This is a genomic window from Motilimonas sp. E26 (genome assembly GCF_021278025.1).
GTDB lineage: Bacteria > Pseudomonadota > Gammaproteobacteria > Enterobacterales > CBDFNC01 > Motilimonas.
The window spans coordinates 1-19,623 of record NZ_JAIBHJ010000027.1 but is presented as its reverse complement, the minus strand read 5'-3'; the positions used below and the strand labels follow the sequence as shown (position 1 = coordinate 19,623).

The 19,623-nt window shown below is 45.0% G+C and carries 13 protein-coding genes and 2 pseudogenes; 13 read left to right on the top strand and 2 right to left on the bottom strand.

Going from position 1 to position 19,623, the window contains the following annotated elements; translation table 11 throughout:
* From K1M91_RS17610 to K1M91_RS17595, 4 genes and pseudogenes are all read left to right on the top strand, one after another.
* Nucleotides 1–2,244, top strand: coding sequence for a PfaB family protein (locus tag K1M91_RS17610; RefSeq protein ID WP_232803571.1), 2,244 nt, complete (start codon nucleotides 1–3; stop codon nucleotides 2,242–2,244).
* Entirely contained in the window at nucleotides 2,244–7,643 is a 5,400-nt protein-coding gene (locus K1M91_RS17605; protein WP_232803570.1) for a beta-ketoacyl synthase N-terminal-like domain-containing protein, read from the top strand. Before K1M91_RS17610 ends, K1M91_RS17605 begins: the two co-directional genes overlap by 1 nt.
* 177 nt (nucleotides 7,644–7,820) lie before the next feature.
* A pseudogene (locus K1M91_RS17600) lies at nucleotides 7,821–9,188 on the top strand (PfaD family polyunsaturated fatty acid/polyketide biosynthesis protein); the annotation flags it as partial.
* A gap of 136 nt (nucleotides 9,189–9,324) precedes the next feature.
* Entirely contained in the window at nucleotides 9,325–9,648 is a 324-nt protein-coding gene (locus K1M91_RS17595) for a hypothetical protein (protein ID WP_232803568.1), read from the top strand.
* Between the two features lie 66 nt (nucleotides 9,649–9,714).
* Here the strand turns inward: K1M91_RS17595 and K1M91_RS17590 are convergent, their stop codons facing one another.
* On the bottom strand, nucleotides 9,715–10,584 hold the full coding sequence (locus K1M91_RS17590; protein WP_232803567.1) for a hypothetical protein: 870 nt from the start codon (nucleotides 10,582–10,584) through the stop codon (nucleotides 9,715–9,717).
* Nucleotides 10,585–10,984: 400 nt separating this feature from the next.
* Here K1M91_RS17590 and K1M91_RS17585 point away from each other — a divergent pair, with 400 nt between their 5' ends.
* The 7 genes from K1M91_RS17585 (at nucleotide 10,985) to K1M91_RS17555 (ending at nucleotide 17,439) form a co-directional block, all read left to right on the top strand.
* Nucleotides 10,985–12,175, top strand: coding sequence for an RNA ligase RtcB family protein (locus K1M91_RS17585; RefSeq protein WP_232803566.1), 1,191 nt, complete (start codon nucleotides 10,985–10,987; stop codon nucleotides 12,173–12,175).
* Nucleotides 12,172–12,828 carry a peptide chain release factor H gene (gene prfH, locus K1M91_RS17580; protein ID WP_232803565.1) on the top strand — a complete coding sequence of 219 codons (657 nt, stop codon included), beginning with the start codon at nucleotides 12,172–12,174 and terminating at the stop codon, nucleotides 12,826–12,828. The genes K1M91_RS17585 and prfH overlap by 4 nt, the downstream gene beginning before the upstream one ends.
* On the top strand, nucleotides 12,828–13,172 hold the full coding sequence (locus tag K1M91_RS17575; RefSeq protein ID WP_232803564.1) for a phosphotyrosine protein phosphatase: 345 nt from the start codon (nucleotides 12,828–12,830) through the stop codon (nucleotides 13,170–13,172). Before prfH ends, K1M91_RS17575 begins: the two co-directional genes overlap by 1 nt.
* A gap of 156 nt (nucleotides 13,173–13,328) precedes the next feature.
* A complete protein-coding gene (locus K1M91_RS17570; RefSeq protein WP_232803563.1) occupies nucleotides 13,329–13,970 on the top strand; it encodes an RNA ligase family protein in 642 nt (213 codons plus the stop codon).
* A 1-nt stretch (nucleotide 13,971) separates the two neighbouring features.
* Complete coding sequence (locus tag K1M91_RS17565) at nucleotides 13,972–15,231, top strand: AAA family ATPase (RefSeq protein ID WP_232803562.1); 1,260 nt, start codon at nucleotides 13,972–13,974, stop codon at nucleotides 15,229–15,231.
* 97 nt (nucleotides 15,232–15,328) lie between these two features.
* A complete protein-coding gene (locus tag K1M91_RS17560) occupies nucleotides 15,329–16,297 on the top strand; it encodes an alpha/beta fold hydrolase (RefSeq protein ID WP_232803561.1) in 969 nt (322 codons plus the stop codon).
* A 464-nt stretch (nucleotides 16,298–16,761) separates the two neighbouring features.
* A complete protein-coding gene (locus tag K1M91_RS17555; protein ID WP_232803560.1) occupies nucleotides 16,762–17,439 on the top strand; it encodes a hypothetical protein in 678 nt (225 codons plus the stop codon).
* Nucleotides 17,440–17,759: 320 nt separating this feature from the next.
* On the opposite strand, the pseudogene K1M91_RS17550 reads toward K1M91_RS17555, so the two are convergent.
* A pseudogene (locus tag K1M91_RS17550) lies at nucleotides 17,760–18,083 on the bottom strand (transposase); the annotation flags it as partial.
* Between the two features lie 394 nt (nucleotides 18,084–18,477).
* Between K1M91_RS17550 and K1M91_RS17545 the strand changes: the two are divergent.
* Both K1M91_RS17545 and K1M91_RS17540 read left to right on the top strand, forming a co-directional pair.
* Nucleotides 18,478–18,789: a hypothetical protein gene (locus K1M91_RS17545; RefSeq protein ID WP_232803559.1), complete on the top strand. Its 312-nt coding sequence runs from the start codon at nucleotides 18,478–18,480 to the stop codon at nucleotides 18,787–18,789.
* Nucleotides 18,790–19,130: 341 nt separating this feature from the next.
* A complete protein-coding gene (locus tag K1M91_RS17540; protein ID WP_232803558.1) occupies nucleotides 19,131–19,463 on the top strand; it encodes a hypothetical protein in 333 nt (110 codons plus the stop codon).
* The last annotated feature ends 160 nt before the right edge of the window (nucleotides 19,464–19,623 follow it).

Here is a 19,623-nt window from a genome sequence, read left to right as displayed (position 1 = left end):
ATGTCCACTCGTAGCATAACCAATAACGGCATCGCCACCAAATGGGCCCTTTGTGGTCTCTATTGTGTGGCGCTGCCCAAAGATGATGTTCCAGCCAACTTAGCTAATACCTGTGCGATTGATCTAAGTGATGAATTTGTCTTGAATTTAGCTCAAATTCCAGCAAGGGAAAGACCTAGCATAGTTGACGTACATGGCTGCGCTCAATGGCTCGACAATCGCGCTGCGTTGTTGAGTTATTGTCAGCAATTATTAGCGCGCCGAATAGATATAAAGGCTGGCGAAAATATTGAAGCCCGATCTTCAATTGTCATCCCCGTTAATGGTGCGGGTCTACCTGCTTGGCTGCGCTCGCGCCTATCAGCAGATGCTAAAACAAGTCTAAATGCATCATTTGGTTTGTTGCTCACGTTTATGCCAGTGCCGATTGCGTTAAAGCAAGGCATTAAGATGCTAGCGCGGTTCAGGCAAGTTTTACCCGAACCATTGAAACAAACAGCTAAGCCAAATGTGCAGTTAGCTAAATATTGGCAGCGGCAATTATCCGGCGACGACGATCTGGCCTCTTGCATATTTAACTTGGTTCAAAGCTTGAAGCAGCGGCAATTGCAGCAACATTATTGGTACGGCGTCATGCATCAAAGCCGTCAGGCGTATCTTGAGCTTGCAGGTATGGTGAACGCTGAGCAGCCAAGGGTAGTCGCATCAGCCACATTAGTATTTGAACAGGGCAACCAAACTGCCACGCCATGGCCACTGCTTTGTACTGAGCCTTCAGCTGCTTTACCAATAGAGTCTACCTTTGATTCGGAGCCATTAAATTGGCAAGTGTTTTGGCCTGTTACCGCGCTGAATAAGACAGAATTAATTGTTAAGCTCAACCGTATTTTAGCTTTGCCAACCAGTCAGCGTTATCAGCAGATGCTGAATGACTTAAATGCCTATCAACAACATAAAACCTCAACGGATACTCAAAATGCCAAAGGGTTGATTTCGGTATTAGTTGCCAGCGAAATAAATGCACTTGATGGCGAGGTTAAGCAATTATTAGAAAGACTTGGGCAACAGACCGCGTTAAGCCAAGCGTCAATACAAACACCAGCTGGCAGTGCAGTGCGCCAAGTTAAAGATAATCAGCAAGCTTCGTATATTGCTGACAGTGTTTGTTTTGTTTATCCGGGGGTCGGCACTTGTTATCCCGGGCAGTTTCATGATTTGTCGCGGTATTTTCCTCGTTTGTATCAAACATTAGACACAAACGGTGAATTGGCTGAGCTATTAGCTGCGCGTCATTTTTTAGCAGATGGGCAAGGCACTGACAAGCTGACCACATTGGCACAAGCCGGCGTGGGTAGCGCTTGGTTACTCAGTCACTTATTACAACAGCTTAACATCACGCCTGCTTATGCATTCGGTTACAGCCTAGGCGAAGTAAGCATGTGGGCCGGTTTGTCATTATGGCAATCGCCTCAAGTGCTTGGCGAGCGGCTAGCAAAATCAGTGGCCTTCAACAGTGGCATTACCGGTGAGTTAAACGCCGTCGCGCAGCACTGGCAATTAGCACCCGAACAAGAGGTGCATTGGGCCAGTTATTCGCTGCGTTTACCCGACGGTTTTACGCAAAACCTTGCCCATTATGATAAAGCTTGGCTGGCGATCAACCACGGCGACAGCGGTATTTTGGTGGGTGATTCGCAGCAATGTCAGCAATTATTGAATGACACAGGCGTAAGAGCGATTAAGGTCGGATTTGTCACGGCGATGCACACACCTGCGGCGCAATACTATGGCGACGAAATCGCGCAAATATTTCACCTGCCGCTATCGGAGCAAGGCCAAGCGCTTGCGCTGCAGGCATCAACGAGACAGCCAGCAATTAAGTTATTCTCCAGCGCGAACTATCAACCAGTTAAGGTATCCAGTGATGCCATCAGCCAAAGTATTCATGATTGCTTTTGTCAGCCGTTGGATTTTGCCCATTTAACGCAGCAAGTGTATCAAGCCGGCGCGCGTATTTTTATTGAAGTGGGCGCGGGGCGAAGTTGCTGCACGCATATAGATAAAATACTGCAACATCAGCCTCATGTGAGTTTAGCCACCAATGGCAAGGGGCAAAGTAGTAGCCGCAGTCTATTACGTTTATTGGCTCAGCTGGTCAGTTTAGGTCTTAAGCCCGAACTAGATAGTTTATTTGGCCGTCACTTTTCTCTATCTCTTTATCAACAACAGGATCAATCCATTTAATGACCAGTATTGCCATTGTCGGTATCGCACATTTATTTCCAGGTAGTCATGATCTTGAGGGGTTTTGGCAAAATTTACAGCAGCAACGTGATTCACGCACACACGTCAATCCCGCGCGCCAATGTGCCGATCCTGCCGATTTCTCCGGCAGTAAGGGTGACAATGACAAACATTACAGTCATCGCGGCGGGTATATCGAGCAGTTTGATTTTGATGCAACTGGCTATCAAGTATCTGCTGAGCAATTAAGTCAACTTGACTGCCACCAGCACTGGATCTTACAAGTTTGCAAGCAAGCCTTGCTTGACGCTGGGGTAACGTTAACGGACGAGGTGTTAAAGCAAACAGGTTTAGTCCTAGGCGCGTTATCGTTTCCGACTCAAGGCTCAAACCAAGTTTACTTGGCGCTATATCATCGCGCGGTCGAAGCAGGGTTGCAGCAAGTACTCGGCAAAGACTTTAAACTGGAGGCATTTGATCAAGACTATCACACCACTGATCACGTTAATGATCAGCAAGCCGATGCCAAACAAGGCTTGATTGCCGGCTACACCGCCGGGTTAGTGGCCAATGCATTAGGGCTTGGCCGTGGTCATTATGCTTTAGATGCGGCCTGCGCTTCTTCTTTATATAGCGTTAAGCTAGCGTGTGATGCCTTAATCGCGGGGCGCAGTGATGTGATGCTGGCCAGTGCCGTGTCTGGCTCAGACCCCTTTTTTATCAATATGGGATTTTCCATTTTTCAGGCTTATCCCGCCAATGGGATTTCAGCGCCGTTCGATCAGCAAAGCCAAGGTTTATTTGCCGGTGAGGGAGCGGGAGTACTGGTACTGAAACGCCTTGATGATGCACTGCGTGATCAAGATAAGATTTATGCCACTATTGAAGGCGTCGGCCTTTCTAATGATGGCCGCGGTCAGTTTGTGCTTAGTCCAAACAGTAAAGGCCAAGTACTGGCCTATCAGCGTGCTTATCTCCAAGCGAAGCTTAAACCCAGCGACGTGGATTACATTGAGTGTCATGCCACCGGCACACCACTGGGCGATAAAGTCGAGTTGAACTCGATGTCGCAATTTTTTGGCGATGGCAAGCAGGTACCACTGATTGGCTCAGTCAAAGGTAATATCGGTCATTTGCTGACTGCGGCGGGTATGCCCAGTATTGTGAAGACCATATTGTCGATGCAACATAACCAAATACCTGCCAGCATTGGCATTAATGCGCCTATTAGCTCAGGTAATCTTGCGTGGGGCGAGCAACAATTAGTCAGGAATGCACAGCCTTGGCCAGCCAATAACAGCAGTGCGCCAAAGCGTGCAGGGGTTTCAGCCTTTGGTTTTGGCGGCTGTAACGCCCATCTAGTATTACAACAACCGCCTGCCACCGATGTTAAATCAATAGCAGCGAACAAACGTGAGTCAAGCACCACTGCAATGGCAATCACCGGCGTCGCTTGTCATGTTGGTCGCGCTGAAAACATAGTTGATTTTGCGCAAATTATGTCTGAGCAACAAGACGTGTTTGTCCCTTTGCCGCCACTGCGCTGGAAGGGCATGGAGCAACAATTAGTGGCAGAGCCTGAAGCAATGAGAGGCGGTTTTATTGAACAGTTTGAGCTGGACTTTATGCAATTTAAAGTGCCGCCAAATAATGATGATAGCTTGATCCCTCAGCAGTTATTGTTAATGAAAGTTACCGACCAAGCCTTGCAGGATGGCAAAGTGAAAGTTGGCGATAATGTTGCTGTGCTGGTGGCCATGTCGGCTGAGCCAGAAACCCATCAATTTCGTGGCCGAGTTAATTTGCAAACGCAACTTCCTGCCAGCCTCAAGCAAGCAGGCATTACGCTTACGACAGCTGAGCAAGCCAAGTTACAAGCCATTGCCATGGACAGCGTGTTAGGCGCTGCCAAGTTAAATCAATACACCAGTTTTATTGGCAATATTATGGCTTCGCGAATAGCGTCACTGTGGGACTTCAATGGCCCAGCGTTTACTATTTCCAGCGAAGAAAACTCCGTTTACAACTGCTTGCAAATTGCCCAGGATATGCTGGTACAAGGGGAAGTGGATGCCGTTGTCGTGGCCGCTGTCGATTTAGCCGCCAGTGCTGAAAACTTTGCTCTGCGCCAGCAATTAACGGCTGATTTTTGCGGCCATGTGAGTGACGGAGCGGGTGCGATTGTGCTGCGTTTAGCCAGTGATGAAGTGACTTCCCAGCCCTATTATGGCCAGATCACCAGCCTAAACTTTGCTACCCGTGGTCAACTTAATGAGTTAAGCACACAAAACGATGACGCAGACATTAGCCTAGTGGACATCACCGGCAGTGATAGCCAACAAGGGCAACAGGAGTTACAACAGCGTTGTCAACAACGTCATCCGAACGCCATGGTGCAAACCAGTAGCGAACAGACGGGTCACCTTTATGCTGCCAGCGGTTTGTTTAGTTTATTAAGTGTGCTGGTCAAGTTAAACCCAGCTTTACCAAGTCCAGCACCACAAGGCCAATTAGCGGCGGCTTACATGCAGTGTATTGATGGCAGCTTAAGCCAAGTCACGTTGCAAAGTGCCGTTAATGTCAAGATGTCCAAGGCATTCAAGGTGCCCACGCCGCAGAAAGTCGGCTTAGTGAAAGCCGTCGTGCTCGGCGGCCCCTCTATTTCAAATACCATAATCGAACAGGGAACAGCCTTGTCAGTTAACTTACACACAGCCGCTCAGCCAATCACCTTGGCGCAACATGAGCAAGCAAGCCAAGTGGCACAAACGCGCCAGCAAGGTTTAAATGATTTTGCTCGACTGGTGCGCCAGACTCCTTTGCCTAAGCGCACTGAAACCTATCAAGCTAAAACTTATCAGCCAAAAGCGGGCGAGATCTGGAACTATGACGATTTAGTTGAGTATTCAGAAGGCTCGATTGCTAAGGTGTTTGGCCCTGAATACGCCATCATTGACAGTTATCCGCGCCGCGTGCGTTTGCCGACTACCGATTACTTATTGGTGTCGCGGGTGACCAAGCTCAATGCCAAGGTCAACGAATACAAGCCTTGCACCATGACCACCGAATACGATATTCCGCTGGATGCCCCTTATCTAGTGGACGGACAAATTCCTTGGGCGGTGGCGGTTGAATCAGGCCAATGTGATTTAATGCTGATCAGCTACTTAGGCATTGATTTTGAAAACAAAGGTGAGCGAGTATATCGTTTACTTGATTGTACTTTAACCTTCCTCGCTGACTTGCCAAAAGGCGGTGAGACCTTGCGCTACGACATTAGCATCAATCATTTTGCGCGCAATGGCGATACCTTGTTGTTCTTCTTCTCTTATGAGTGCTTCGTGGGCGATACCATGGTGCTGAAAATGGACGGCGGCTGCGCCGGCTTTTTCACCGACCAAGAGCTAGCCGATGGTAAAGGGGTGATCAAAACACAAGATGAATTAAAGGCGCTGGCTCAAGTTGAAAAACAACACTTCACACCGCTGCTAGCCCATCAGCAAACTGCTTTTAACACAGAGGCAATCCGCCATTTGATCCAAGGCGATGTCTCGGCTTGTTTTGGCGCTGAATACGCCACTGATAAAAACTCATCACTTTGTTTCTCATCTGAAAAATTCTTGATGATTGAGCAAGTGTCCAATATCGATATCCACGGCGGCCCTTGGGGACTTGGTTCACTGCAAGGTGAAAAATGCCTTGATCCGCAGCACTGGTATTTCCCGTGTCATTTTAAAGACGATCAAGTGATGGCGGGCTCACTGATGGCTGAAGGCTGTGGTCAACTGCTGCAGTTTTACATGATGTATTTAGGCTTACACACCTTAGTCGAGCAAGGGCGCTTTCAACCGATGGCGAACGAGCCGCAAAAAGTGCGCTGTCGAGGTCAAGTACTGCCGCAACATGGCACCTTGGTGTATCGCATGCAAGTAACGGAAATCGGTTTGCATCCGATGCCTTATGCCAAAGCCGACATTGACATAGTGCTTAATGGCAAGGTAGTGGTGGACTTTAAAAACCTTGGCGTAATGATTAAAGGGGTAGCGAAAGCAGGGTTGAAATTACCTAATACCAGATTGCCCAGTACCAGCGCACCGTTAATGGCGCAAGTGCCCGATTTAAGCGCCGAAAAAATCAAAGGCGTTGTGCCATTAAAACATGTGCCCGCGCCAGTGGTGGTGGGTGAAAACCGCACGCCCGATACCTTGCCTTTTACCCCTTATCATTTGTTTGAATTTGCTACAGGTGATATTTGCCAGTGTTTTGGTGAAGACTACCGTATTTACGATGGCTTGATCCCGCCGCGCACCCCATGTGGTGATTTACAACTCACCACCCGAGTGATTGATGTGCAAGGTAAACGCGGCGATTTAAAACATCCTGCTAGCTGTATTGCGGAATATGATGTGCCTGCTGATGCTTGGTACTTCCAGGGCAACAGCCACCACAATTACATGCCGTATTCCATCTTGATGGAAATATCCTTGCAACCTAATGGCTTTATCTCCGGCTACATGGGCACCACATTAGGCTTTCCTGGCACCGAGCTGTTTTTTAGAAACCTCGACGGTCAAGGCGAGTTGCTGCGTGAAGTGGACTTGCGCGGTAAAACCATCGTCAACGAATCGACCTTGAAATCAACGGTGATCGCAGGGACTAACATTATTCAAAGCTTTGATTTTGTGCTCTCCACCGATGGCGCGCCGTTTTATCAAGGCAGCGCGGTATTTGGTTATTTTAAAGCCGAGGCGCTGACCCATCAACTGGGCTTAGATAACGGCAAGGTGCGTCAAGCTTGGTACTTAGAGCAAGACGCCGCCACCGTTGGCAGCAATCAAATGCCTGAGCGCATTGATTTAACCAATCAACAAAACCCTTTATTTGCCGTTGACCCGAAGCGGCCACATTACCGCTTGGCGGGAGGGCGATTAAACTTTGTTGATACCGTTTACTTGCTGCCAAATAGCGGCACGCATCAGTTAGGCTATTGCTACGCTGAGCGCACGATTGATCCAAGTGATTGGTTCTTCCAATTTCACTTCCATCAAGATCCGGTGATGCCGGGCTCATTGGGCGTTGAGGCCATTATTGAAGTAATGCAAGTGTTTGCCTTAAAACAAGACTTAGGCAGCGAGCTTATTTCACCGCGCTTTATGCCACTGCTAAGTAATGTGAAATGGAAATATCGCGGGCAAATTAACCCGCTCAATACCTTGATGAACATTAACGTGCAGATCACCCAAGTGATCTGCGAGCCAAATAAAGTCACGCTAATTGCCAATGCCGATTTGTCTAAAGACGGTCTGCGCATTTATGAAGTTACAGATATTGCTCTTTGCATTAAAGAGACCGAGCAAGACACGGCCAATGCCGCTGCTAATGCCGAAGTTAAGGGTTAACGAAGAATGACAATGAATACACTAGAATTTTCCACCGCCAACCAAACGGCACTGCGTCAGCTGGCGCAAAATAGCTTTGTATTTAATAGCGCGCAGGGCGTCACCATTCGCCCCGATGCCAATGCTGTTAATGGCGAGTCACTATTAGCCTTTGCACCTGCTTGTGATGCCACTGAACTTGGCAGCGCCGCCTTTAAAGCCTGTCACGGCGTTAACTATGCTTATTACGCGGGCGCCATGGCCAATGGCATTGCCTCAGAAGAAATGGTAATAGCGTTAGGCCAAGCGGGCTTTTTAGCCTCATTTGGCGCGGCGGGTTTAGTGCCAGAACGTGTTAAGCAAGCTATTAGCACCATTCAAGCGGCGCTGCCCAATGGCCCTTATGCATTTAACTTGATCCACAGCCCCAGTGAGCCAGCGTTAGAGCGTGGCTGCGTGGAATTATATTTAAGCCATGGCGTACATACCGTTGAAGCATCGGCATTTTTGGGCTTAACTGAGCACATTGTGCGTTATCGCGCCGCAGGGTTAAGTGTGAATGCGCAAGGTCAGATCAACATAGCTAACAAAGTGATCGCCAAAGTATCACGCACTGAAGTAGCCGAAAAGTTCATTAAACCTGCGCCGGTTAAATTACTGCAAAGCTTGCTAGATCAAGGTTTGATCACCGCGCAACAATTTGAATTAGCACAGCAGGTGCCAATGGCCGATGACATTACCGCCGAAGCGGACTCTGGTGGCCACACTGATAACCGTCCATTAGTCACTTTATTGCCAACTTTGATCAGTTTGCGCGACCAGTTGCAAGCTGAATATCAATTTAGCACGCCCGTGCGCGTAGGTGCGGGTGGCGGCGTGGGGACGCCAAGTGCCGCGTTAGCTACCTTTGCCATGGGCGCAGACTTTATTGTTACCGGCTCGGTTAACCAAGCCTGTATTGAAGCAGGTGCCAGTGAACACACCAAAAAGCTATTATCGACCACCGAAATGGCCGACGTGACCATGGCGCCAGCCGCCGATATGTTTGAAATGGGCGTACAACTACAAGTGGTTAAACGCGGCACCTTGTTCCCAATGCGCGCGCAAAAGTTATACGACTTGTATCAGCAATACGACAGCATTGATGCTATTCCTGCCGCTGAGCGTGAAAAGCTCGAGCAGCAAGTATTTCGTCAACCCCTTGAAGTGGTGTGGCAGAACACCGTTGCCCATTTTAACAGTCGTGACCCTAAACAAATCGAGCGCGCGCAAAATAACCCTAAACGCAAAATGGCGTTAATTTTCCGCTGGTATTTAGGCCTTTCCAGCCGCTGGTCAAACCAAGGCGAAGTCGGGCGCGAAATGGATTATCAAATTTGGGCAGGCCCTGCACTGGGCGCATTTAACGCATGGACTAAGGGTACTTATTTAGCCGAATACCAAAACCGTAAAGTGGTGGACGTAGTCAGTCACTTAATGACAGGCGCTGCGTATCTACAACGCATTCAATTACTGAAAAGCCAAGGCTTGATGCTAGCGCCTGAGCTGTGTCAGTATCGGGTGTAGTAAAAACTTGATGATATGTCAGCTCCATTTTGTTGGTGCTTAATAATATCCTTTATCTGTTTAATCATTTGAAGAATATTTAGCACCAACACAATGAGTTGCCGATCGATTTGATTATTCGTGAATAAGGGAAACGATGAAACTGAATAAAGCCTTAGTCCTGTCGTTACTAATCAGTAGTGGCGCCTACGCTGATCAATTGGCAACCGAGCAATGGTTACTTTCACTTGAACCTGTTTTAAGTAGTCATTTGTGTAGTGTAAGGGATCAGTCCTACCTTCAAAGTAAAGCGCTAACAACGAAGAAGTGTAGAGAGTTAATCAACAAGTTGTATCAAAATTGTTTGGCAGAGCCTAACAAACTAAATTTACCCACTGAGCTTACCCAAGATGAACAACAAGTTTATGGTGAAAAGATCGTGTCTTGTATTCATCATGCAGGGAGCAAGATTGTCGAATAATAAGTATGACACTCAATAAATAAAGTTCGAAGCCTCAGAACGTCAGAAGCTAAAATTAAACCTTTGCTAATACCTGTATCCAATCGGCAGCTTAAGTCGGCTGCCTTCATTTAGGTAGCCTTTAGCAATAGGCAGTTGGATGTCACTAAGAAGTGGGTATCCATTTTTATCGTACCCTTCACTGTAGTGATAGGCAGCAATTACCTCGCTAAACTCTGCCTTATCGTTGTAAACAACTTTGAGACCAAATTCGGCTTTGGATTTATCACCAAACAAACTCGTTGCATTTTCAGTTAACCATTGCTTGAAAGGAGCGGGCAGATCGGTACATGTTTCTTGATTGTCTTCTAAATAGGCGCAACCTGAACTTTCAATTAGCACATAAGGTAGGGTGGCAACCTTGCCTTGAAAAATGTCGCCGACGAGATCTAAAAAGCCCAGCGCTTCGGGCTGGTAAGTGATTGGCTGATCAACAATACGCCATTTAGGGGCTTCAAACACATTGAGTACGGCTTGATATTTGTCTTCAAAGTACAGCGCAATAATGATTTCATCGTCCGTAAGGTGATGGGTGTTTTCAACTATGGTGACATCGGTGCCAGGGCCGACAAAGCTATAAATCATATTGAACTGGCGACCTGAGTGAGTCCACGACCAGAGCAGCCCTGAGCCGTCGTAAAACTTGTAACTACGCACAAACTTAAAATCATTCTCGGGCGCGAATTCAAGCAGTGAGGCATTTTTTAGCGCTGTGCTATGAAAGTCGGCTACATACCAATCCAGGTCCGTATCGCGCTCTGCAACGGTTAAGCCCTTACCGACAAAATTACCCACCGTGTCTTTATGGCGTCTAAGATCGGTCAAGTAGTCAGGGCTGGCATCACAGCTCATTAAGAAAAAGCCGAAAAAACAAAAAATATACGATTTAAAGGGCATACACCTCTCCAAAATTGTGTAAGTAAATGCGCGCTCAGGGGGAAATATTGCAACAGCCGCAGGATGATAAGTCAAATTAACCTAAAATTGCAGTTGCTTTACGCACAAAAACTGAATACTATGCCGCCCAATTAATGAGCACTAACCAAAAGTGCTCTATACCAACTCAATTGATCAACTTACTGTAAGGAGAAAATATCATGACATTTACATTAACATCCTTTGCAGGTCTTATCCGATAAGAAACGGGTTGCTCAAATACGTCTTTGTACACTAAGTATATTTAGCTAAACACCGCGTTAACTTCATTCCTTTCGATGATTTCAACATAGATCCAGACCTGCCAATTCGATTTTCGTTTTAATCCTATTTTTCTAATAAAGAAAAAGGAATTGGTACTATGGGCAAATCCGTCCAAAAAATTTCTGAAAACGTTAGCCTCATTGCGTCTAAAAATACGTGGATTGAAGGGCTGGCAATACAACAACTGATCAAAACAGCTCAGCTAGAGGGCATGCAGCGCGTTGCGGGCATGCCTGATTTACACCCCGGTAGAGGTTACCCCATTGGTGCAGCTTTTTTTACTAGCAACAAAATTTACCCCGCGCTGGTGGGTAATGATATTGGTTGTGGTATGTCGTTATGGCAAACCTCCGCCAAAGTATCAAAGGTTAATCTTGATAAATTAGCCAAAAAATTCACCCATGTTGAGCAGCCACTCGATGACAGCTGGCAGTCGGTTATTCAATCTAGAAAAGCGGCCAAAAACATCACCATCAATGGCTATGACCATGCCTTGGGCACCATAGGTGGGGGTAACCATTTCGCTGAATTTCAGGCCATTGATGAGATTTACAATCAAGCAGTATTAGATGAGTTAGGGTTGAATAAAAAGCACCTGCAGCTACTTGTGCACTCAGGCTCACGTGGGCTTGGGCAGTCAATTCTAGCCGCGCATATAACAAAATACAGTCACGATGGATTATCTGAAAGTGATGCCGACTTTGCCAAATACATGCAACAACATGACGAAGCCGTGCGCTTTGCAGAGCTGAATCGTGAATTAATTGCCATGCGCTTTTTAGAGGCCATTCGCGCCAATGGAAACTGCACGTTAGATATTAATCACAATTTAGTATCGGCAAAAAACATGGATGGTTTGAATGGCTGGCTACACAGAAAAGGCGCCACCCCGAGTGACAAAGGCTATGTGGTTATTCCGGGGTCGCGGGGGGATCACAGTTATCTGGTTAAACCGCTTTTAGTCAATTCAAATGAGGATGGCTCAAACCAAGTTGAAAATGGCCGCATTAGCTTATTTTCACTGGCCCATGGCGCGGGTCGTAAGTGGCAACGCGGTGAATGCCATGGCCGCCTCGGTCATAAATACAAGCGTGAAGACTTATACCGAACCGCGCTAGGTAGCCGCGTAGTATGTGGCAATAAAGAATTGCTATACGACGAAGCCCCCCAAGCATACAAAAAATGTGAAACGGTGATCAGCGATATGGTAGAAGCAGGACTAATTGAGGTGCTGGCAAGGCTGCGCCCCGTTTTAACCTTTAAAACCAATGGGGAGTGCTCAGCATGATTTTACTGCAAATATCAGCAGGGCAAGGCCCAATGGAATGCTGTAAAGCCGTTGGCTTGGCGTTCAACATGATTAATAAACAATGTTTAGATAAAGGTATCAAGTTGGATGTCGTTGAAACGATCACGGCAAAAGAACGAGAGTGCTATAAATCGGTGTTGTTGCAACTTGATTCCACCCCCGAGGATGGTGCGAGGCAAGTTGCTATATCATGGCAGGGCGCTATGTTGTGGGTATGTCAAAGTCAGTATCGACCTAAGCACAAACGTAAAAACTGGTTTTTTAGCGGTCAAATGTATGACATTGATGACAGTCAACTTGATAACAGTGTGACTTTTCAAACATGCCGTGCGTCGGGTGCGGGTGGTCAGCATGTTAATACCACCGATTCGGCGGTAAGAGCCACCCATACCGCAACAGGTATGTCAGTGCGGGTTGAGAGTGAGCGCAGTCAACATGCCAATAAACGTTTAGCCAAGGCCATATTGTTGCAAAAGCTTGAAGCAACGAAATTGGCAACCATGACGCAGCAAGAAAAGAAACGTTGGCAACAGCACTGGCAAGTTGAGCGCGGTGATCCGGTAAAAACATTTAAAGGTGAAAAATTTATCTTAAGTCATGAGCGCTCTGTGAGTAAGGGAGCGATGATTTAATGCAGCAACATCAAGTAACAAATGTACTGTTTATTTGTAGCCGTAACCAATGGCGAAGCCCAACGGGTGAGCAGGTATGGAAAAATCATCCTACGCTAGCTGTAAAATCAGCAGGTACAAGCACAAAGGCGCATAGAAGGGTGAATGCCAATACCATTCAGTGGGCGGATGTTATTTTTGTTATGGAGCAAAAACACAAGAATAGGTTAAAAGCACAGTTTTATAAGTTGTTAATTCATAAAGATATTCAGGTATTAGATATTCCTGATGAATATCAATACATGGACAAAGAATTAGTAATTCTAATAAAACAACATGTTAGTAGCTATTTGGCGCTAACTTAAATTCAGAACATTAGAGGGTAGGGCAATGTAATTCTAGCTCAGCAGCGCATCGTCATATTCGCCATTTCAGGAATGGAGAATTAACTATGCGCTGCATAAAACCATTAAGAGATTGACCTAACGGGCAATCATAACGTTTAAGTTTGGAGTTACATAATGAGAATTAAATACCCTCGCACCCCGCACTTGCCTTGGTCACCGGGGGCGACCGATGATGACCTTTACCAAGGTAATGTAAGCTGTTTTGAAAACCGACAAGTCGTTGTGACAGAAAAAATGGATGGCGAAAATACCACTATTTACAGTGATTTTGTGCATGCTCGCTCGATTGATAGTCGCTTTCACCCATCCAGAACATGGGTGAAAGGATTGCAAGCTGAGATTGGTTACCAAATTCCACAAGGGTGGCGTATTTGTGGTGAAAACCTCTATGCAAGGCACTCGATTAGTTATGAAGCATTAATGAGTTATTTTATGGCGTTTTCACTATGGAATGAAAACAACGAATGCTTAAGCTGGCAAGACAGCAAACGTTTTTTTGCACAATTAGGCTTAATCACCCCGAAAGAGTTGTATGTTGGCTTATGGTGCGAAAAAACAATAAAAAACATAGTGCTGGATACAAAACACCAAGAAGGTTACGTAGTAAGAGTAACTGATGGTTTTCACTACTCACAATTTAATAAAAGTGTCGCTAAATGGGTGAGAAGTAACCATGTGATCACTGATAAACATTGGATGCATGCTGAATTGGTTCCTAATGGATTAAGCAATATAAATCTAAAAAAAGGCGGTTAAGATGAACAAACTAGCAACCTGGCTAGATAGCTTAGCCTTAGACCATTCGCCAAATTTTGCTGAATGTGTACGGTACTTAGGAGAGACATTTCCCTTATTGCACCAATTTGCTGACACTGAGCAAGACAGCATTTGGCATGCGGAAGGTAATGTGGCCATCCATACAGACATGGTATTGAGTAAACTGTATGAAATATTCAACGCTGACGCCAAGCATATAACCGGCGTAAAAAGGCAGATATTGATCCTATCGGCTCTACTGCACGATATTGCAAAACCGATAACCACAAAGCGTAAGCTAATTGCGGGTATTGAACGTGTTGTTGCGCCAAAGCACGAGGAGGTTGGTGCCAGCTATTTAGCTATTAAATTGCTTGAGTTACCCCTTGAGCATAAAGTAATAAGAGCCATTATAGGGCTAGTGGGCTACCATCAGATGCCAAAAAGCCTAGTGATCAAAAATAATAGTTACAGCGACTACTTGCACCTTTCACTGCATGTAGACTTAGCACTACTTTATTGGCTTGAATTAGCGGATATGCAAGGCCGAACGTGTACAGACTCATCGCTACAAATCGATTTGCTTGAACAGTTTAGAATGTTCGCTCAAGAATATGAGCTATGGAGTGTGGATGAGCCAACAGACAATATATTAAAGCCTATTCAGGTTAAACCTTCTCGTTCTGAACAAGCCTATTTGAATGGTTATGCTGTTCGTCAGCTCGCAATTGGCCAAATAAATATGATAGAGGAAGCGCTCGCTAAGAACTACCAAGGTGCTTTAGGCTACAGCCATCTTTACGTGATGTGTGGCATTAGTGGCAGTGGTAAATCCACTTGGATTGCGCAAAACCTTAACGGATTCGAGGTTATTTCATTAGATGAAATACGCGAAGAGATCAACGGAAAAAGAAGTTGCCAAAAAAATCGTGGTCAAATGTTGCAGCTGGCTAAATCTCGATTAAAAACAGCGTTAGCAAATAAGCGAAATGTTGTGTGGGATGCGACTAATATTCGTAAAGATTTTAGGCAAATAATTTGCGACTTTGGCCTGAATTATGGGGCGTTAATTACCATTGTTGCTTTTCAAGTAAAGGAAAGTACGCTGCGACGTCATGATAAAAGCCGGCAGCATGTTGTTGGAGATGAGATTATTAACCGCCAATTAACCAAGTTAGAGTGGCCTTCCATGACCGAAGGACACCGAATGCTTATTATTGGTGACAAAGGCAATGAATTGTTCAGGCAAGGTACGTTTTAGTTACCAGCTTGTCCTAGACTTACACTTAGTCTGTTGTCGCCAAACACCCCCGCCACTTAGCGGGGGTTTTACTTAGTTTTAAATATGGGCTTAAGTATTGATAATATTAAAAATTTTACTTATTGCAGTGCTAATTTATCTTGGCATCGCGGCGACGTTAATAATAGTTAGCAAGCCAAAAATATCTGCAGAGCAAGGTGCTGATAACATTAACTTCAACGAAATGTTGATAGATTACAATTCATTACCTGAACTGCAATATTATCAGGCCCGGGACAATACTGCGCTCGCTTATCGCCATTATCCTAGTCGGGCTAATAAAACACTCATCTTATTGCATGGCTCGGGTTGGCATAGCCAGCAATTTTTATCCTTGGCAAACTATGTCAGCAAACAAGGTTTGGCGCAGGTTTATACACCAGATTTACGCGGCCATGGGCATGATCCGAAAAGACGTGGCGATGTCGATTACATTGGCCAATTTGAAGATGATTTAGCCGATTTTATGGCAATGATCAAAACCCGCCATCCCGACACTAAGGTGATCGTTGGCGGTCATTCTTCGGGAGGCGGATTAGCTATCCGTTTTGCTGGTGGCCAGTATGGCGGGCAAGCCGACGCCTATGTATTATTAGCGCCTTTTATCTATTACAACGCACCCACCACAAAGCCAAATGCAGGCGGTTGGGCACAGCCTTATACGGGACGGATTGTGGGACTCACTATGTTAAATAACATCGGTGTTCACTGGTTTGATTCACTCACGGCAATACAATTTAACCTGCCAGAGCCACTGCGAAATGGCAGTGAAACCTTGGTTTACTCCTATCGCCTTAATACTTCTTTTGCGCCGCGAGATTATCAGCAAGATTTGAGCAGTATTAACCAGCCATTGCTGGTAATTGCAGGTACTGCTGACGAAACCATGTATGTAGACCAATACCAACCATTGATCAGTGAATACACAAAAGTAGACGTGAAGCTATTACCCGATGTGACCCATATGGGTGTAGTGGTTGGGCCAGAGGTTCAACCCGTGCTTAGGGATTGGTTAGGTAAGTTGTAAAAAGGTTTCTCCTTAAGCAGCCTGATTTAACCTGAATAAGAGAAATAGTGTGATTTCTCCTCAGAAACAAGGTGAGTTGGCCAAACAAGATGGGTCGATAAAATGCATTTCAAAAGTTCTGCATATAAAACCAATGGTAATGAGATAAATGGCAATATCTCGGGATTTGGCGCGGTAAAGTAATTGCAAAAGTCTCGCTTTGTTCACACCTTATTTATAATACTTTGATATATAATCACAAAATAAATCAGCTGAATTCTTTATGGGGGCCAAATTTGATCTCGGTAAATACTAGGCTCCCTTTGTTTACCCCTGTTTAGCTAGTTAAGGGTGGTAAAAGAGCATTTAACTGGCTGAATATTATTAATTTATTTTTTACGGAATAACGATTCTCGTGCGCTAGCGTGCGGGGTTTATACGGAATTCCGTATAATACGTGTAACAGCGTATTAAGGAAGTAAGAAGTGAAGTTGGAAAACGTAGTACCTTGGGGTAGGTCTTTAGATGAATATCAAGAAATCTTCTCATTAACGGAAGTTGATCTGGATAAATCAATTTTAGGTTGCGGTGATGGTCCCGCATCATTTAATGCTGAGCTGACAAAACTTGGTGGAAATGTTATTTCAGTTGATCCTACCTATCAATTTAGTGGTGAAGAGCTGAAAAGTCGTATAGCTTCGGTTTATGATGAAATTATGCCTCAAATGCAACTTAATAAAGATAAGTACATTTGGAAAAGCATCCCCACAGTGGAAGCGCTAGGAGAACTCCGAATGAGTGCTATGAATGCGTTCATTGATGATTACGAGAATGGCAAAGAATTAGGCCGTTACATTAATGAATCATTACCTAGCCTGAGCTTTCAAGATAAACAGTTCGATCTTGCACTGTGTTCCCATTATTTGTTTCTATATAGCGAGCATGTAAATTTAGAACAGCACATTGCATCTATCCTAGAGCTTTGCAGGGTTGCTAAAGAAGTTCGAATATATCCGTTATTATCACTCAACGGAGAAATATCACCCCACCTAAATAGTGTAATTGAAACATTGAGCGCCAAAGGATTAGTCTGTTGTCAAAAGGGTATTAATTACGAGTTTCAAAAAGGAGCCACTCAAATGCTGGTGGTTAAATCCGTGTAACAGATAAGAATAGGTGTCGCGAAGCCGACACCTATATTCAAGTGTTGGACAAGCCCGGAGCCTCGATGAGCTCGATTTCCTGCCTTATTAAGTAAATTGCTGCATTGAGCCTTAACCGCGCTTAGCCTGAGTACCTTTCTCAAGACGAGCGGGAGGGATGTAAGGGGCGATCATAATGTAAACGCTTGCCTTATCAGTTTGCTAGTAAGCGCGTCATAAACCCCGCCCGAACCAATGCTAAATGGCACATGAAAAGGGTAGATACAGCCGAATAGGGGAGATAGATCGTAAACGACCCATGATCCCACGGGCTGATATTGCTAATGTTTGAAGTTCCAAGGCAGGAGCGCATCGATATCTGGCTCCGCTTTCGCTAACTCCTGCATACACTTGACCATGTAGTCATAGAGGATGAGTCCGTTGGCTTTCGCGGTTTCAACGATGCTGTAAAGCATCGCGCTCGCTTCAGCCCCGTTAGGGGTGGTCGAGAAGAGCCAGTTTTTTCTGCCAATGACCAGCGGTTTAATTGCGCGTTCAGCGCGGTTATTGTCTATCGATAAATGGCCGTCATCGATATAGCGGATGAGCTTTGGCCATTGGCCGAACGTGTATTTTATCGCCTTACCCAGCGGGCTAGACTCCATGTTGAGTAAGGGTGAGGCGGTCACCTTGGAGGAATGCTTGGGTAGAATCGATGAGGGATTGAAGTCGTTTTTTGTGAATGAAAGGAAGGGCATTGATTTTGTAGCTGTTGGTGTATGATATTAAGTTCACGCATCTCGTTGTAATCTGGTTTGTTTTTGGCGAAATTAATTAGATCACACAACGCGATGCGTTTCTATATATTTGATAGCGAAAGATATTTTGTGGGGATTCGCTAGAATGCGGCGTTACGTGCGTTCTTTTTGGCTTTGTGCTAACCATTGAAAATATAAGAGTATCAATTAAATAGAGTGCGTTGGTTCGAGAATTAACATTTTAGTTATTCTTATCCCATATGTGGTGAAGAAGAATATTTTTTGGGTTATGGTGAAAGCTATGAAATTACGACGAATATTAATGACTTGGCCGAGAAAATTATCAGAAGATCTAGGCGTTTCATTTCAAGAAGCCTACACCATATGGAATAATAAGGCTCTTTTGGGGTACTCGAGTGTTTGGCCATGGGCAGTTCTTATCGGCTGCCTTGCTGCATATTTTCTAGCTATTCGTTTGAATATTGCGTTGAAATATGGGGAAATAGGAACCTTTGTTAAGAATTTGCTATTTATCGGTGGGGTTATTGGGTCAATGCAATTAAACTTTTATATTGCATATAAAAAAATACTTGAAAATTATAAGAGTGGTTGAAAGCTATTTTTTATGCATAAATTTTATGTCTATCTATTGAAAATATCACGTAACAAGTCGTTGCAGCACCGCACGCTTCGCGTGCTGGAAAGCTTTTAAGTCGCAGTTTTGCGGCTCGCTGCACTCACTTTACCGCAAAACTAGAACTTAAAATCCGCCGCTGAACTCGGCGTTGAGGCTGTAGAATTTCTCTTTTTTAAGAAATATAGCCTGTTTTATGGGTTCAAAATGCATTACCAATTGTTTTAAAAGCGCTTAGGATTGATTGCAGGGCCCCGTTTTTTAGTCAAATCTGGCTGTTGGAGTTATTCTACAGTCTCGTTAGGTGTCAGGAGGTTAAAATGTCAGAAAAAGTGATTTTTGCAGGCTTCGCCAATAATGATTTGGTTGAGTTTAAGTATAATATCGACCCTTGGGATTCTACGTTGAGCTCAATTGAACTAGTTGCTCACGACAGGAAAGGCATGTTCAAAAGTTTCAAGTTTGAAGGTGTGTCTAACCTAGAAATTGAAGAAGGCTTTAATGGATATCTTGGTGGTACAGCGATTGTAGATATCAGTGAGCGTCAATGGGCACATGCTCAAATAGAAGTTCATAACTATGAGTCTGACTCAGGTATTTCCTTTTTGGCTATGAGCGTTTCAGTTGCAGAAATCTCGGAGGCATACACCTAACACATATGAGCCTCCCGTTTGTCAAGAGGTACGCTGATCCCTTCGACTGTTTTTCAATCGAATTTAAAGCCAATCAGCAAAGCCGTTTACTTCGCTTTGTCATGCTGTTGTTAGGATATCGCCTACAACAAACACATATTGAGGCTCTCTTAGTGCGGTC